Here is a 14,375-nt window from a genome sequence, read left to right as displayed (position 1 = left end):
GTCAGCCGCGGAGCGAGGTCGAGCGGACCAGCAGGTCGCGCAGTTCGCGGGTGTGCCGCCGGCTGACCGGGAGCCAGTCGTCACCCACCCGGACCGAACACCGCCCGCCGTCCACCCGCATCTCGTCCACGTGTGCGAGCGCGACCAACGTACTGCGGTGGATCCGGGTGAATCCCGCGTCGCGCCAGCGTTCCTCCAGCGTGCTGAGCGGGACCCGGACGAGGTGCGAGTTCTGCCCGGTGTGGAGCCGCGCGTAGTCGCCCTGCGCCTCGACGTACCGGACCGTCGACCGCTGGACGAACCGGGTGATGCCGGCCAGCTCGACCGGGATCACCTCGTCGTCGGTCTCGTCGGCGGACTGCAGCGTCTGCGGACCACCCGCGCTGACGACCCGGCGTACGGCCTCGGCAAGGCGTTCGGCGCGGACCGGTTTCATCACGTAGTCGGCTGCTTCCAGGTCGAAGGCGGCGACCGCGTGCTCGTCGTACGCGGTGACGAAGACGATCTGCGGCCGGCTCTTGAAGTTGGACAGCACCCGGGCCAGGTCGATCCCGTCGAGCCCCGGCATCTTGATGTCGCAGAACACCACGTCGAGGTCGGCCGCCTGCAGGATCTTGAGCGCGTCGGGCCCGTTCGAGGCAGTCCTGATCTCGCCGATCCGGTCGTCCCGCGACAACAGGTAGACCAGCTCGGCCAACGCCGGCTCCTCGTCATCCGCGACGAGCGCACGCAGGGGAGATTCGGCCATGGGGCACAGACTAGTGCCCCATAAACGGTCTGGCACGGCGCTGGCGACGCCCAGGCACGCACCTCGCTGCGTTGGAGGCAAGGCCACGATGAACACCGCATCGAGGGCTCGCCTCCGCCTTGCGATGCACGCACCTGGACGCCGCCAGCACTCGCGCCAGACCGTTTACGGGGGCACTAAGCGGACGCATGCACGCCTGAGGAGTATTTGGGTACGCGGAAACTAACCTTCGTCCCGGCATCGACGGCGGTTTCCACCACCAGGCCGTAGGCGTCGCCGTAGACCTGGCGGAGGCGGGCGTCGACGTTGCCGAGGCCGACGGAGTCGCCGTTGGAGTCGCCGGCCAATGCGGCCCGGATCACCTCGGGATCGCTGCCGGCCCCGTCGTCCTCGACGCTGATCTCCGCCTCGGACCCGCGGTCCATCGCCCGGATCGTGATCCGCCCCGCGCCCGTGGTGCCCTCCAGCCCATGCCGTACCGCGTTCTCCACCAGCGGCTGGACCACCAGGAACGGGATCGCCACCGGCAGCACCTCCGGCGCGACCAGCAGCGACACGGTCAGCCGCTCACCGAATCGCGCCTGCTCCAGCACCAGATACCGCTCCACGTTGCGCAGTTCGTCGGACAGCGTGGTGAACTCACCGCCCCGGCGCAGCGCGTACCGGGAGAAGTCGGCGAACTCGAGCAGCAGCTCCCGCGCCCGCTCCGGATCGGTCCGGACGAACGACGCGATCGCCGCCAGCGCGTTGTAGATGAAGTGCGGACTGATCTGGGCCCGGAGCGCACGCAGTTCGGCCTCCATCGCCCGGGTCCGCTCCTTGTTGAGCTCGGCCAGCTCCACCTGCCCCGAGACCCAGCGGGCCACCTCCTCGGTCGCCCGGACCAGCGCGGCCGACGAACGAGGGCTGTACGCAACGAGTACGGCGACCACGCGGTCCTCCGTCACGATCGGTGCGACCACCGCCGTACGGATCGGGCACTGCGGATCACTGCACGCCACGTCATGCGGACCCAGTACCGCGGTCCGCCCGCTACGCAGGGTCGCGGCCGCGATGGCCTTCGCGTCCACTCGATGGTTCGACTCGTACGGACCGCCGACGCCATCCCACGCGAGCACCCCGGACGAGTCGCAGATCGCGATGGCCGCCGTACCGAGCAGGTCGCGCAGGTGTTTGCTCGCCTTGCCGGCCGCGGACGCCGTCAGCCCTTCGCGCAGGCTCGGCGAAGCCAACGAGGCGGTATGCAGGGTCGCATACGTCGCCTTGTCCGCCGGAGTCCCGAAATGCTTCCGCCGCCGCGAGAACATGCCCACGACGGTAACCGGTCAGACCTCCGAGCGCGGCCTGAACGCGGCCAGGGCCTCGGTGTCGGAGTAGTTGGTGCGGATGTACTCGTCCACCCACGCCTCCCGGCCCGGGTACGCCGACTCCCGCACGATCCGGTCCGCGGCCTTCACCGGATGCATCGCCGACCGCCTCAACTGCACCCCACCCGGACCCAACAACGCCCAGCTCGGCCCGGGTGCGCCGTACGGCATGCCCACGCTCCCCGCGTTCACCACCAACCGCCTGTCCACCTGCCGCGCGAACGGCATGTGCGTATGCCCGCACACGATCGTCCGCACCTCCTCCGGTACGCCGCCGAGGACGGTCTCCCACCGCGAGATCGGGCTGTCGACCAGCACCACCTCTTCGTCATCCCGCGGCGTCGCGTGACAGAACAGCACGTCCCCCAACGTCACCGCGGTCGGCAGACTCGCCAGCAGCTCCACCTGGTCCGCCCGCAACTGCCCAGCGGCCCACGGACTCACCGCATCCGGCGGCACAACCGCTTCCGCTTGAGCCATCGACACCAGCTCGCGATCCGCGTTCCCCCGCACCCACACAACCCGCTCGCCCAGCGAAACCAGCAGATCCAGCACCTCAACCGGCTGCGGCCCACTCGCAATGTCCCCCGCCAGCACCACAACCTCGGCCGCCCCTACCTCAGGCTCAGCCAGCACAGCCTCCAAGGCAGGCAACACCCCATGCACATCCGCCAGCACCGCAACGTTTCCCATACCAGCCAGTCTGCTGCCGAGCCCTCCCTCAACAACACCAACTCTGCGGACGGCAGAAGCTCACTTGCCGAGCATGACCTCTGTCCTGGTGAGCGGGAGGGCTTGTTCGCAGGCGCCGGTGGGGATGGTGCAGCGGATGACGCCGCGCGGGGTTTCGGGGCCGTCGTCGACGACCATCAGGAAGTGCTGGTCGTCCTCGACGACGGTCCAGAGGAAGGTGGCGCCGTTCCACTTGCGGAGCAGGTTGCCGGTCTTGGCGTCCAGGGCGGTCGTCTCCCCCGGGCCGTAGCCGTCCTCGTACGCCGGGCCGCCGATCGCGACGCTGCCGTCCTGGGTGAAGCCCACCACGCCGTACTCGCAGGTGCGCCAGAGCTGTTTGCCGGTGGCGACCTCGTTGACGGTCGAGCAGGTGCCGTAGTCGCCCGAGACTCTGCGGGATGCGGCGATCGTGGCGTCCGGGCTGAGTGCGGTCGGTGAGGTGACGGTCTTGATCTCGGTGGGTGTGGCCTCGCCGGGGGTCCAGGTGTAGAGGCTCCAGGCCGCCGCGTCCTGCTTGTCGGAAGCGCGGAACCAGACCTTGCCGGCCGCGTACGCGAGGACCTGGACCTCCCAGGCCTTCGGGAGTTCGAGCTTGTGGACCTGGGCGTCGGCGCCAGTCTCGGCGTAGACCGTGCCGCCCCGGAGGTTGGCGCCGTCGCTACGGCGGGGCTGAGCCGAGTACGCCGCGGCCGTCTCGTCCTCGGTGGTCACCACGGTTGCCACGTCGGGCACGCGTTCGACCTCACCGGTGATGCCGATCTTCATCAGCTCGGTGCTGTTGCCCTTGATCACCACGGCGAGGACCTGCTCGCCGAGCCGGGCGAACTCGAAGACCTGCTGGGTACCGGGGATCGTCACGTCCGTGCCGGCGCCGCCGCGGACCTCTCGGCCGACCAGGTAGGGGATCTGCGGGACCCGCCCCTTCGGCAGCTTGCTCAGCTTGAGCGTGACCTCCGCCCGACCCGTGTACGCCGGTCCGCTGGGCGTAGCCGTCGGCGTCGACACAGGAGTGGACGTGGTCTTGCTCACGGCCGGTGTCGGAGTCGGTCGCGCGGTCAGCGGGGCGGCCGTGGCCTGTTCGTCGCGCGGACCTTGACGGTAGGCGACCACACCGCCGATCACCACGGCGGCGACCGCGACCGCGGCCACCAGCGCCACCAGGCGGGCGTTCTTCGGCCTCATGTCCAGGCTCCTAACAGACGTGTTGCATATCTTGACGTCTTGGCGAGCGGTGTCGCGACCTCGCAGCCGCCGGTGCCGATCGCGCACCGGATGATCCCACCCGGAGTCCCTTCGCCGCTGTCGACCACCATCAGCAGGTGATCGTCGTCCTCGGCAACCACTTCCAGGAACTGCGCGCCGGTCCACTCCCGCTGGACCGCTCCGCTCGACGAGTTCAGCGCGGCGACCAACGGATCCGAGCCGCCTACGCGGAAGTCCGGCGTACCGATCGCGGTCTTGCCATCGGGGGTGAAACCGGCGATCGCATACTCACACGTTCGCCACAGTTGCTTGCCGTCGGCCAGTTCGTTGACTGTCGAGCAGAAGGTCTGAGCCGCGCCCGCGACGAAGTCGACCGCCAGCTTGCCGCTGTTGCCGACGCCGACAGGGGATCGGACGGACTTGATCCGGGTGACGTTGCCGGTCGCCGAGTTCCAGGAATTCAGCGTGGAGGTCAACCCGTCGGGATGCGTGTCCGACTTGAAGAACACGGTCTCGCCGACGACCGCCAGCACGGCCGAACCCCAGTCGTCCGGGCGATCCAGCTTCCGCCGGCTGCCGACGGTCTGCGTGCTCTCCCAGTAGACCGCGCTGCCCTTCGCCCGGGTGTTGTCCGGATTGCTGGGCGCGGTCGCGAAGGCCACGGAGTCCTCATCCATCGACGACACCAGACTCTGTACGTCGGGGATCCGGGTGGTCGAGGCATCGAAGCCGGCCTCGGCCAGTTCCGCACCACCCTCGCCCACTTCGAGCACCACGTAGGCGCGGTCGCCGCCGACCCGGGCGGCCCGGAGGATGTTCTGCTCGCCTGGGACGGTGACGTCTTCCCCAAGCCCACCGCGGATCACCCGGCCGGTCAGGTAGCTCAGTTGCGGCGTCCGGCCGGTCGGCAACTTGCTCAGGTCGAGCTTCACCCGAACCGCCGGCTTCGGCGTCGGTGCCGAGAGGCTGTAGGGCGCGGGCGTAGCGGAAGACTTGGCGATCGCTGTGGGCGGAGTGGAGGTCGGGGTCGCGCCGGGCAGCGGTGCGGCGGTGTTCGTCCCATCGCCTGGCCCCTGCCGGGCAGCGAGCACCGCACCCGCGACAACGGCCAGTACTGCGACCGTTGCCACCGCCACCGTCGGAGCGACGTTCCTGGATCTCACGTTGGTCTGTCCCGTCTCCCATCCGGCCGACCGCCGGACCGGGTGCTGCTGATCCCCGATGAGAGACGTCACAAACCGGCATTTTGTTCGCTCCCGGGACCCGCGGGCGACACGGTCGCAGGAGCGATCGAGCATAATGCGGGCATGGACCAGCCATCCCGGATCGGCCGGTACTCCCTGGTCCGCCGGGTGGGTGCCGGGGGTTTCGCGACCGTCTGGCTGGCCCGCGACGAGCAACTGGACGCCGAGGTCGCGGTCAAGATCCTGTCCGACAACTGGATCGACGAGGACGACGTCCGCCGCCGGTTCCTCGCCGAGGGCCGGTTCCTGCGCCGGGTCGACTCGCCGTACGTGGTCGGGGTGCACGACGTCGGCGAGGCCGAGGACGGTCGGCCGTACATGGTGCTCACGTACGCCGACGGCGGGTCGCTCGCGGACCGGATCAAGGCCGGTCCGATGGAGATCGCGGACGTGGTCAAGATCGTCGGCCAGGTCGGCAGCGGGCTGAAGCAGTTGCACGCCCGCGGAGTGCTGCACCGAGACGTGAAACCCGCGAACGTGCTGTTCCGGACCGACCCGGCAGGCGATCGCGCGATGCTGGGCGACCTCGGCCTGGGCAAGTCGCTGGAGACGGTGTCCCAGCTGACCATGCCCGGCGGCACACCCGCGTACGTAGCGCCCGAGCAGGTGATGGGCGATCGCCTGGATCACCGGGCAGACCTCTACTCCCTCGGCGCGGTCGCGTATGCCGCGTTCACCGGGCAGGCACCGCACGGCGTGAACAGCCTCGGCGCGGTGATGCGGATCGACGCTCCGCCACCGTCGATGACCACGTTGCGCGGGGACATCCCGGACGCGATCGACGTCGTCGTACGCCGCGCGCTCGAGCCCGACCGGGACAAGCGCTGGCCAGACCTCGACTCCTTCCTCAAGGCGTTGGAGGAGGCGTACAAGACCGGAAAGATCCCGGCCGGCCTGGTTCCGGCCGGGGAACTCCCGGTTCCGACCGGCCCGGGCGCGATCGACCAGGAGACCCAGCTCTCCGACGCTGACCGGCCGACGGTCGCGGCCACCCAACCACGACCGCCGCAGCGCAGGGGCCGGGCCTGGGTGATCGCCGGCATGCTGGCGGGGATCCTGGCCGCGGGCGGTGGCTACGGCGGCTACGAACTGGTGATGCGCCGCCCGGTCACGGTTGAGCACAACAACCTTTCAGTCCAGGTGCCGCGCGAGTGGGACGAGAAGGCTGCTTCGTCCGAGCCCGATGCCTTGCTGGTCAGCACGAGCACAGCCGAATGGCAGACGAGTCCGACGGAGGCCGGTGTCTTCGTGGGCGTGGTAGACGCTGCGAACCTGCCGTCGACTGCCACCCCGCCAACCGGTTGCCAGACCGCGGCCCCCAATACAGACAAGGTCGGCGAGCAGCAGGCCGCCACCTTCCGCTACCGATGCGGTACCAACCCGCCGGTGGTCGAGCGCTACGTGAAGATCTCCGCCACCCAGCTGCTCCGGATCCAGGTCCGCAGCGCGGACCCTCAGCAGCTAGAAGACGTCCTGAACTCCGCGACCTATTAACTCTGGTTCCGGGCGTCGACGCCCCGAGGGCAAGCCGTACCGTAGGTCGCATGACCGATCTGTCCGCGGCGATCGACCGCGTCCTGCCCTCCGTCCGTGCCGATCTCGAGGACCTCATCCGGATCCCCTCGGTCAGTGCCGACCCGGCCCGTGCGGCCGACGTCCAGCGGTCCGCCGAGGCGACCGCCGCGTTGTTCGAGGCCGAGGGCTTCTCGGTGCGGATCGTCCGGGCGGGTGAGGGTGCTCCGGCGGTGATCGCGAAGAAGGCGGCGCCCGAGGGCAAGCCGACCGTGTTGCTGTACGCGCACCACGACGTGCAGCCGACCGGCGCGGTGGAGGAGTGGACCTCGGAGCCGTTCGTGCCGACCGAGCGGGGCGACCGGTTGTACGCCCGCGGCGCGGCCGACGACAAGGCCGGGATCGCCGCACACCTGGCCGCCGTACGGGCCTTCGGCAACGATCTGCCGGTCGGCGTGACGCTGTTCGTGGAGGGCGAGGAGGAGATCGGCTCGCCGACCCTGTTGCAACTGCTGGACGAGTACGCCGACGAGCTGACCGCCGACGCCATCGTGATCGCCGACTCGGGCAACTGGGCGATCGGCCAGCCCGCGTTGACGGTTTCGCTGCGCGGCCTGGTCGACTGCTTCGTCGAGGTGCGAACCCTGGACCACGCGGTCCACTCCGGCCTGTTCGGCGGCGCCGCCCCGGATGCGTTGACCGCGTTGTGCCGGTTGCTCGCGACCCTGCACACCGAGCACGGCGACGTCGCGGTCGACGGGTTGCACGCCGGGCGCGCGGCCGAGCTGGACTACCCGGAGGATCGGTTCCGCGAGGAATCGGGGCTGCTGGACTCGGTCCGGCTGATCGGTTCGGGGTCGCTGGTCGACCGGTTGTGGACCCGCCCGGCGATCGCCGTACTGGCCATTGACGCACCGCGAGTCGCCGACGCGAGCAACACGTTGGTGCCGGTCGCGCGGGCCAAGGTGAGCCTGCGGGTGGCGCCAGGTGACGACGCGGTGAAGGCGATGCAAGCCCTTCGCAACCACCTGGAGCAGAACGCGCCGTGGGGTGCTCAGGTCACTGTGACAGAGGGCGAGTCGGGCCAGCCCTGTTCGATCAACGCCCGCGGAACGGCGTACGACGCGGCCCGATCGGCCTTCGCCACCGCCTGGGGTGTAGAGCCCGTGGACATGGGGATGGGCGGGTCGATCCCGTTCATCGCCGAGTTCCAGGAGACGTTCCCGCAGGCGGCTATTCTGGTGACAGGTGTGGAGGACCCGGATACCCGAGCACACGGGATCGACGAGGGTCTGCACCTGGCCGAATTCGCCAAGGTCTGCCTCGCCGAAGCCCTGCTGTTACAGAACTTGGCCTGAAGAATCGGACCGGGCTTTCCGGCGACCCACCGTTTGGCATAGGTTTCGGCGAGTGAAGATCGCAGTAGTGCGAGAGACCAGACCGGCCGAGCGCCGGGTGGCGCTGGTGCCCGAACAAGTCGCCAAACTGATCCAGCTCGGCTATGAGGTCGCGGTCGAACCCGCGGCCGGCGAGCGCGCGCTGTACTCCGATGACGCCTACCGGGACGCGGGCGCCGACGTGGCCTGGGGTGCCGATCACGCGGCGACCGTGGTCGCCTCGGTGCAGCCACTGGAACGTGAACGCCTGCAGCGGCTGCATGCCGGGACCGCGCTGATGTCGTTCCTGCCGACGAATCCGCCCGACGTGGTGCGGACCGCGACGACGGCCAGGCTGACGGCGTTCTCGATGGAGCTGATCCCGCGGATCTCCCGGGCCCAGTCGATGGACGCGCTGTCCTCGCAGGCCCTGGTCGCCGGGTATCGCGCAGCCATCGTCGCAGCGGAGCGGCTGCCGCGGTTCTTCCCGCTGAGCATGACCGCCGCCGGGACCGTCCCACCCGCCCACGTGCTCGTCCTGGGCGCGGGGGTGGCCGGCCTGCAGGCGATCGCCACCGCGAAACGCCTCGGTGCCGTGGTGAAGGCGTACGACGTTCGTGCGGCCGCGGCAGAGGAGATCGCGTCCATGGGTGCGCAGGCGATCGAGCTCGAGCTCGGCACCCTGGAAGGTCCGGGCGGTTATGCGCGCGAGATGACTGCGGAGCGGGCGCAGCTCCAGCGCGACCTGCTCGCGCCGTACGTCGCGGCCGCGGACGCCGTCATCACCACGGCGGCAGTGCCCGGCCGGACCGCGCCGATGCTCATCACCCGCGCGATGGTGGAGCAGATGAAGCCCGGCTCGGTCGTCGTCGACCTTGCCTCCGAACAGGGCGGCAATGTCGAGGGTTCGGTGGCCGGGACGGAGCTGATGATCGGCGACGCGCTGGTCTGGGGCGGTTCGAACGTACCCAGCCAGATGGCCGGACCGGCGAGCCGGCTCTACGGTCAGAACATCGCGAACCTGATCACCCTGATGACCCGCAACGCCGCCTTCGATCCCGACTTCACCGACGAGATCGTGGCCGGCTGCTGCGTGACCCACGACGGCAAGGTGCTGCACGAGCCGACCCGGGAACTCCTGGAAGGACGACTGGCATGACCGAGTCCATCGCGCTGCTGACCATCTTCGTGCTGGCCGCGTTCGTCGGTGTCGAGGTGATCAGCAAGGTCTCCGCGATCCTGCACACCCCGCTGATGTCCGGCGCGAACGCGATCCACGGGGTGATCCTGGTCGGCGCGATCATCGTCACTGGGCAGGCCGAGTCGACGCTGGTGGTGATCGTCGGGCTGCTGGCCGTCCTGCTGGCGACGGTGAACATGGTCGGCGGCTTCGTCGTCACCGACCGGATGCTGGAGATGTTCCGCGGTCCGGGTGCTCGCAAGAAGGAGCTGCACAAGTGATCCCAACCTGGGCCCAGATCGGTTACCTGATCTCGGCGGTCTGCTTCATCGTCGCGCTGAAGGCCCTGTCGTCACCGAAGTCCGCCCGGGCCGGCAACGGTCTCGGTGCGGCCGGCGCCGTGCTCGCGGTGGTGATCACCTTCGTCGCCTACAAGCCGGACAACCTGGTTCCTATCCTGATCGCGCTGGGGATCGGCACCGTCGGCGGTGTGGTCGGGTCGCGGCGGGTGCAGATGACCCACATGCCGCAACTGGTCGCCCTGTTCAACGGTGTCGGCGGTGGCGCGGCCGCCCTGGTCGCGTTGATGGAGCTCGGCGAGGTCAGCGAGGGTGAGACCGTCGCGGCAATCGCGACCGCCTTCACCGTGCTGATCGGCGCGATCAGCTTCTCGGGTTCGATCGTCACCTTCGCCAAGCTGCAGGAGTTGATGACGACCCGGCCGGTGACGTTCCCCGGCCTGCCAGTGCTGTTCGTGGCCGGTCTGCTCGGTGGGATCGCGCTGGCCGGCTGGCTGGTGTCGGACCCGCGCGTCTGGGTCGGCGTACTGCTCTGCCTGGTCGGTCTTGCGATCGGCGTGATGCTGGTGCTGCCGGTCGGCGGGGCCGACGTGCCGATCGTCATCTCGTTGCTGAACGCCTTCACCGGTCTGGCCGTGGCGGCGGGCGGCTACGTGCTGAACAACACCCTGCTGCTGGTGGCCGGCACGCTCGTCGGCGCCGCCGGTACGTTGCTGACCAAGCTGATGGCCGACGCGATGGGCCGCTCGGTCTTCAACATCCTGTTCGGCGCGGTCCGCGGCGGCTCCACCCTAGGCGCCGGTACGGCGTCGGAGCGGCCGGTCATCTCGGGCAGCTCCGAGGACGTCGCGATCCTGCTCGGGTACGCCCAGCGCGTCATCATCGTCCCCGGCTACGGCCTCGCCGTCGCGCAGGCCCAGCACACCCTGCGCGACCTGGTCGAGGAGCTCCACAGCCGCGGCGTCAAGGTCGACTACGCCATCCACCCGGTCGCGGGCCGGATGCCGGGCCACATGAACGTCCTGCTCGCCGAGGCCCAGGTCCCGTACGAGCAGTTGCGCGAGATGGACGACATCAACAACGACTTCAAGTCCACCGACGTCGTCCTCGTCGTCGGCGCCAACGACGTCGTCAACCCGGCCGCCCGGACCACTCCGAGCGCGCCGATCTACGGCATGCCCATCCTCAACGCCGACGAGGCGCAGCGCGTCATCTTCCTCAAACGCTCCATGCGCCCCGGTTTCGCCGGTATCGAGAACGAGCTCCTCTACGACCCCAAGACCACCCTCCTCTTCGGCGACGCAAGAGAGTCCCTGACCAAACTGATCACCGCACTTAAGAACGTGTGATCCCCTGGAAGTTGTCGCTAGTCGAGCGTGCGCGGAAGGCCGAAGTACGGCGCGAGCGCTGCCTCGAAGCGGGTGATCTCGCAGATCCCGTGGCCGGCCAGTCCGATCACCTCGACGCCTTGGACATGCAGGGTGCCGGTGATCCGGTCACGGCGGTACTCGCCCCAGGCGGGCTGTCCGTTTGCCCGGACGTGAACCAGCCGGTCGATCCCTCGCCGATGCGCGTCGACCGCCGTGAAGAAGCGGTGCACGGCCTCCGTCCCGCGGTACTCGAACGGCAGAGGCGGCATCCGTACCCACACATCGTCAGTCATCAGGGCGAGGAGCGAGTCGACATCCAGTTCGGTGAACGCCGTGACGAACCGATCGACCAGTTCGCGCTCCTCCGGCCCACCGGCTGGGGGTGGCGGCGGGCCGGGTGGACGGGCGGCCGTCATCGTCGCGCGGGCTCGTTTGAGTGCGCTGGTGACGGCGTCCTCGGTGAGGCCGAGCAGGTCGGCGGTCTCCCGCGCGCGATAGCCGAGGACGTCGCGCAGCAGCAGGACGGCCCGCTGGTTCGGCGGCAGCAGTTGTACGGCGGTGACGAAGGCGAGCGAGATCGCCTCGCGGGACTCGTACCGGGTCTCCGGCCCAGGTGCCTGTTCGGGGAGCCCGTCCAGCAGGACATCGGGGTACGGCTGCAGCCACAGCACCTCACCGAGGCGGGTCGGCTCCGGCGGCGCGATCGGCAGAGGTGCTGCCGGCACCGGTCGCCGACTGGACGTCCGTAGTACGTTGAGGCACCGGTTGGTCGCGATGCGGTACAGCCAGGTACGCAGCGACGAGCGACCCTCGAAGCCGTCGAGGGCGAGCCACGCCGCCAAAAGCGTCTCCTGCAACGTGTCCTCGGCGTCTTGCAGCGAGCCGAGCATCCGATAGCAGTGCACCTGTAGTTCGCCACGGTGTGGATCGACGAGCGCCGCGAAAGCGTCCCGGTCGCCTGCCCGCGCCCGTTGGATCAGATCTACCGTCATGCCAACCTCCATCCGGATCCTCTCCCGTTACTGACACCTACGGCGAGCGGAACTGGTCGCTCCCGGTGCGCCCAATTCCTGGCGCGGGCCGTGTCAATCCCTTTACACGCACCAACGAGAGCGGAGAACACTATGTCCACCCCCATCGCGAACCGGACGATCCTGGTGACCGGCGCCAACCGAGGTATCGGCCGAGCGCTGGTCGAGGAGGCACTGCACCGAGGCGCCAACCGCGTCTACGCGGGCACGCGGCAGCCCTTCGAGCACCCCGACGACCGAGTCACCAGGCTGGCCCTGGATGTGACCGACGCGGCGCAGATCCAGACGGCATCGGAAAGCATCGAGGCGCTCGACGTCGTGATCAACAACGCCGGCCTGGCGATCTATGACGAGCTCGGCGATCGCGCGGTGCTCGAGCAGCACCTGGCGGTCAACCTGTTCGGCCCCTTCGACGTGACACACGCCTTCCTGCCGTTGCTGACTCGCTCCCAGGGTGCGGTCGTCAACGTGCTGTCGCTGGCGTCCCTCGCAGCCCTACCGATCATCGCGTCGTACTCGCTCTCCAAGGCCGCGGCGTACTCGCTCACCCAATCGCAGCGGGCGTTGCTCGCCGGGCAAGGTGTCCGGGTGCACGCCGTTCTGCTCGGTCCGGTGGATACCGAGATGTCCCGCGATCTCGAGATCCCGAAGGCCGCTCCGGCAGACGTCGCGCGGGCCGTCTTCGACGGCCTGCAGAGCGGCGAGGAGGACATCTTCCCCGACCCCATGTCAGCGTCCCTGGCGCCGGAATGGGACAGCGGTGCGATCAAGACGCTCGAGCGCGCGAACGCCGCCCTGATCTCCGGTACGCACGAAAATCTCACCATCACCTTCACGGTGGACCGAACTCCGGATGAAGTCTTCGCCGCCATCAACGACGTCCGTAGCTGGTGGACCGGAGAGATCGATGGCGTCACCGACCAGCTCGGTGCTCAGTTCACGTACCGGTACGAGAACCTCCATCGCAGTACGCAGGAGATCACCGAGTTGGTCCCCGGCAAGAGAGTCGCCTGGCACGTCGTTGACGCGCACCTCAGCTTCGTAGCCGACAAGGAAGAGTGGACCGGCACCGACATCACCTTTGACTTGACCCCCAACAGCGCCGGCACGGAGGTCCGCTTCACCCACGTCGGCCTCGTCCCCACCTACGAGTGCTTCGACAACTGCTCGACCGCGTGGAACCACTACATCGGCGACAGCCTGCGCAACCTGATGGCCGACCGCGCGGCGTAGCCCGACCCGGCGGGATCAGACCCAGCCGCGTTTGGCGGCGGCTACGCCCAGTTCGAAGCGGGAGGTGGCGTCGAGGCGGTCGGAGAGGTTCGCGGTGATGCGGCGGGCGGTGCGCAGGGAGATGCCGAGCAGGCGGGCGACCTGTTCGTCCTTGGCGCCGCCGGCCAGCAGGCGGAGTACTTCGGCCTCGTGCGGGGTGAGGGGGGAGTCGTTGTCGCGGTCCTCGGGGGCGAAGAGCTCGCTGGCGCGGGACCAGTAGGAGTCGAAGAGGGACAGCGCCAGCGCGACGACCGCCGGGCTGCGGTGGATCACGGCGCCGGCGCTCTCGACCTCGGGGTTGAGCGGCATCACGGCGATCTCCTGATCGATGATCAGCAGCCGCATCGGGAGCGTGGGGGTGGCCCGGACCTCGTTGCCCTGTTTGTGCATGAAGGCGGCGAACTCGAGGCCCTGCTTGGAGACGGTCATGCTCTGCAGGTAGACCGTCCGCATCTTGATACCGCGTTCGAGCAGGGGCAGGTCCGGGGACTCCTCGACCGGGGCGACGATGTCGTCGACGTGGCCCGGGATCAGGCCCCAGAAGGTGTCCTTGGCCTTGGCGCCGAGTTCTTCGACCCGGCGGGAGGCGTTGGCCCGGCCCTTCAGGACCTCGACGTCGCCGCTCGTCCGGGCGGTGAGGAGTTCGTTGTACTGCTCGGCCATGATCTCGGCGGACGCCTCGGCCTCGGACAGTTCGCCGAGCATCTTGTGCAGCTCGCTGCGGCGCCGGGATACGAGCCCGGTCAGTCCGACCCGGGGGTGGACCGCGTGCTCGACCTCGGGATTGGTCCAGGTCGGGACCAGGAGATCGAGCTCTCGCAGCTCGTCCAGGATGCGATGAACTTCATCCAGTGGACGATTGACTAGCGCGGCGATCTGCTCCGGCGTACCGTCTGGCTCGCGGAGGAGGGCGTGGTAGACCGCGTAGGTGTCTTCATCCAGACCCAGCGGTTCCAGCACTATCCCGACCCTTCGAACGCCCGTTTGGAACCGACCATATACAAGCTGCGTCGATTCAGCGCGTTCAGGAGAACGTTTCGA

Annotated in this window: 13 protein-coding genes; 6 read left to right on the top strand and 7 right to left on the bottom strand. The window is 69.0% G+C overall.

Annotated features, from left to right (window positions below; genetic code table 11):
• Nucleotide 1 precedes the first annotated feature (1 nt).
• The 5 genes from EV643_RS11360 to EV643_RS11340 all read right to left on the bottom strand — a co-directional run bounded on the left by EV643_RS11360 (nucleotide 2) and on the right by EV643_RS11340 (nucleotide 5,285).
• Nucleotides 2-748 carry a LytR/AlgR family response regulator transcription factor gene (locus EV643_RS11360; protein WP_133799968.1) on the bottom strand — a complete coding sequence of 249 codons (747 nt, stop codon included), beginning with the start codon at nucleotides 746-748 and terminating at the stop codon, nucleotides 2-4.
• A 176-nt stretch (nucleotides 749-924) separates the two neighbouring features.
• Nucleotides 925-2,055 (bottom strand): histidine kinase, encoded by a 1,131-nt coding sequence (locus EV643_RS11355; RefSeq protein ID WP_133799967.1) that lies wholly within the window; start codon nucleotides 2,053-2,055, stop codon nucleotides 925-927.
• Nucleotides 2,056-2,073: 18 nt separating this feature from the next.
• Nucleotides 2,074-2,808, bottom strand: coding sequence for a metallophosphoesterase family protein (locus EV643_RS11350; RefSeq protein WP_133799966.1), 735 nt, complete (start codon nucleotides 2,806-2,808; stop codon nucleotides 2,074-2,076).
• A gap of 60 nt (nucleotides 2,809-2,868) precedes the next feature.
• Complete coding sequence (locus EV643_RS11345) at nucleotides 2,869-4,029, bottom strand: hypothetical protein (protein ID WP_133799965.1); 1,161 nt, start codon at nucleotides 4,027-4,029, stop codon at nucleotides 2,869-2,871.
• Nucleotides 4,026-5,285, bottom strand: coding sequence for a hypothetical protein (locus EV643_RS11340; protein WP_133799964.1), 1,260 nt, complete (start codon nucleotides 5,283-5,285; stop codon nucleotides 4,026-4,028). The genes EV643_RS11345 and EV643_RS11340 overlap by 4 nt, the downstream gene beginning before the upstream one ends.
• Nucleotides 5,286-5,357: 72 nt before the next feature.
• Between EV643_RS11340 and EV643_RS11335 the strand changes: the two genes are divergently transcribed.
• The 5 genes from EV643_RS11335 to EV643_RS11315 are packed head-to-tail and all read left to right on the top strand — an operon-like array spanning nucleotide 5,358 to nucleotide 11,010.
• Nucleotides 5,358-6,788 carry a serine/threonine-protein kinase gene (locus tag EV643_RS11335; RefSeq protein ID WP_133799963.1) on the top strand — a complete coding sequence of 477 codons (1,431 nt, stop codon included), beginning with the start codon at nucleotides 5,358-5,360 and terminating at the stop codon, nucleotides 6,786-6,788.
• Between the two features lie 50 nt (nucleotides 6,789-6,838).
• Nucleotides 6,839-8,164, top strand: coding sequence for a dipeptidase (locus EV643_RS11330; RefSeq protein ID WP_133799962.1), 1,326 nt, complete (start codon nucleotides 6,839-6,841; stop codon nucleotides 8,162-8,164).
• Between the two features lie 52 nt (nucleotides 8,165-8,216).
• Entirely contained in the window at nucleotides 8,217-9,341 is a 1,125-nt protein-coding gene (locus EV643_RS11325; RefSeq protein WP_133799961.1) for an NAD(P) transhydrogenase subunit alpha, read from the top strand.
• Nucleotides 9,338-9,643: an NAD(P) transhydrogenase subunit alpha part 2 gene (locus EV643_RS11320; RefSeq protein WP_133799960.1), complete on the top strand. Its 306-nt coding sequence runs from the start codon at nucleotides 9,338-9,340 to the stop codon at nucleotides 9,641-9,643. Before EV643_RS11325 ends, EV643_RS11320 begins: the two co-directional genes overlap by 4 nt.
• A complete protein-coding gene (locus EV643_RS11315) occupies nucleotides 9,640-11,010 on the top strand; it encodes an NAD(P)(+) transhydrogenase (Re/Si-specific) subunit beta (protein ID WP_133799959.1) in 1,371 nt (456 codons plus the stop codon). Before EV643_RS11320 ends, EV643_RS11315 begins: the two co-directional genes overlap by 4 nt.
• A gap of 17 nt (nucleotides 11,011-11,027) precedes the next feature.
• Here EV643_RS11315 and EV643_RS11310 read toward each other — a convergent pair whose 3' ends face one another.
• On the bottom strand, nucleotides 11,028-12,023 hold the full coding sequence (locus tag EV643_RS11310; RefSeq protein ID WP_133799958.1) for an RNA polymerase subunit sigma-70: 996 nt from the start codon (nucleotides 12,021-12,023) through the stop codon (nucleotides 11,028-11,030).
• A gap of 132 nt (nucleotides 12,024-12,155) precedes the next feature.
• Here EV643_RS11310 and EV643_RS44825 point away from each other — a divergent pair, with 132 nt between their 5' ends.
• Complete coding sequence (locus EV643_RS44825; RefSeq protein WP_202869511.1) at nucleotides 12,156-13,295, top strand: SDR family NAD(P)-dependent oxidoreductase; 1,140 nt, start codon at nucleotides 12,156-12,158, stop codon at nucleotides 13,293-13,295.
• Nucleotides 13,296-13,310: 15 nt separating this feature from the next.
• On the opposite strand, the gene EV643_RS11300 is transcribed toward EV643_RS44825, so the two are convergent.
• Nucleotides 13,311-14,294, bottom strand: coding sequence for a helix-turn-helix transcriptional regulator (locus EV643_RS11300; protein ID WP_238165503.1), 984 nt, complete (start codon nucleotides 14,292-14,294; stop codon nucleotides 13,311-13,313).
• Between the last annotated feature and the right edge of the window lie 81 nt (nucleotides 14,295-14,375).

Source organism: Kribbella caucasensis (assembly GCF_004361855.1).
GTDB lineage: Bacteria > Actinomycetota > Actinomycetes > Propionibacteriales > Kribbellaceae > Kribbella > Kribbella caucasensis.
The sequence above is the reverse complement of the archived record's forward strand: the minus strand, read 5'-3'. Positions and strand labels throughout refer to the sequence as shown.

What these genes read in the sequence shown, in the direction of transcription:
- EV643_RS11360 (WP_133799968.1), bottom strand. Translation starts at nt 748, where the DNA reads ATGGCCGAATCTCCCCTGCGTGCGCTCGTCGCGGATGACGAGGAGCCG.
- EV643_RS11355 (WP_133799967.1), bottom strand. Translation starts at nt 2,055, where the DNA reads ATGTTCTCGCGGCGGCGGAAGCATTTCGGGACTCCGGCGGACAAGGCG.
- EV643_RS11350 (WP_133799966.1), bottom strand. Translation starts at nt 2,808, where the DNA reads ATGGGAAACGTTGCGGTGCTGGCGGATGTGCATGGGGTGTTGCCTGCC.
- EV643_RS11345 (WP_133799965.1), bottom strand. Translation starts at nt 4,029, where the DNA reads ATGAGGCCGAAGAACGCCCGCCTGGTGGCGCTGGTGGCCGCGGTCGCG.
- EV643_RS11335 (WP_133799963.1), top strand. Translation starts at nt 5,358, where the DNA reads ATGGACCAGCCATCCCGGATCGGCCGGTACTCCCTGGTCCGCCGGGTG.
- EV643_RS11330 (WP_133799962.1), top strand. Translation starts at nt 6,839, where the DNA reads ATGACCGATCTGTCCGCGGCGATCGACCGCGTCCTGCCCTCCGTCCGT.
- EV643_RS11320 (WP_133799960.1), top strand. Translation starts at nt 9,338, where the DNA reads ATGACCGAGTCCATCGCGCTGCTGACCATCTTCGTGCTGGCCGCGTTC.
- EV643_RS11310 (WP_133799958.1), bottom strand. Translation starts at nt 12,023, where the DNA reads ATGACGGTAGATCTGATCCAACGGGCGCGGGCAGGCGACCGGGACGCT.
- EV643_RS44825 (WP_202869511.1), top strand. Translation starts at nt 12,156, where the DNA reads ATGTCCACCCCCATCGCGAACCGGACGATCCTGGTGACCGGCGCCAAC.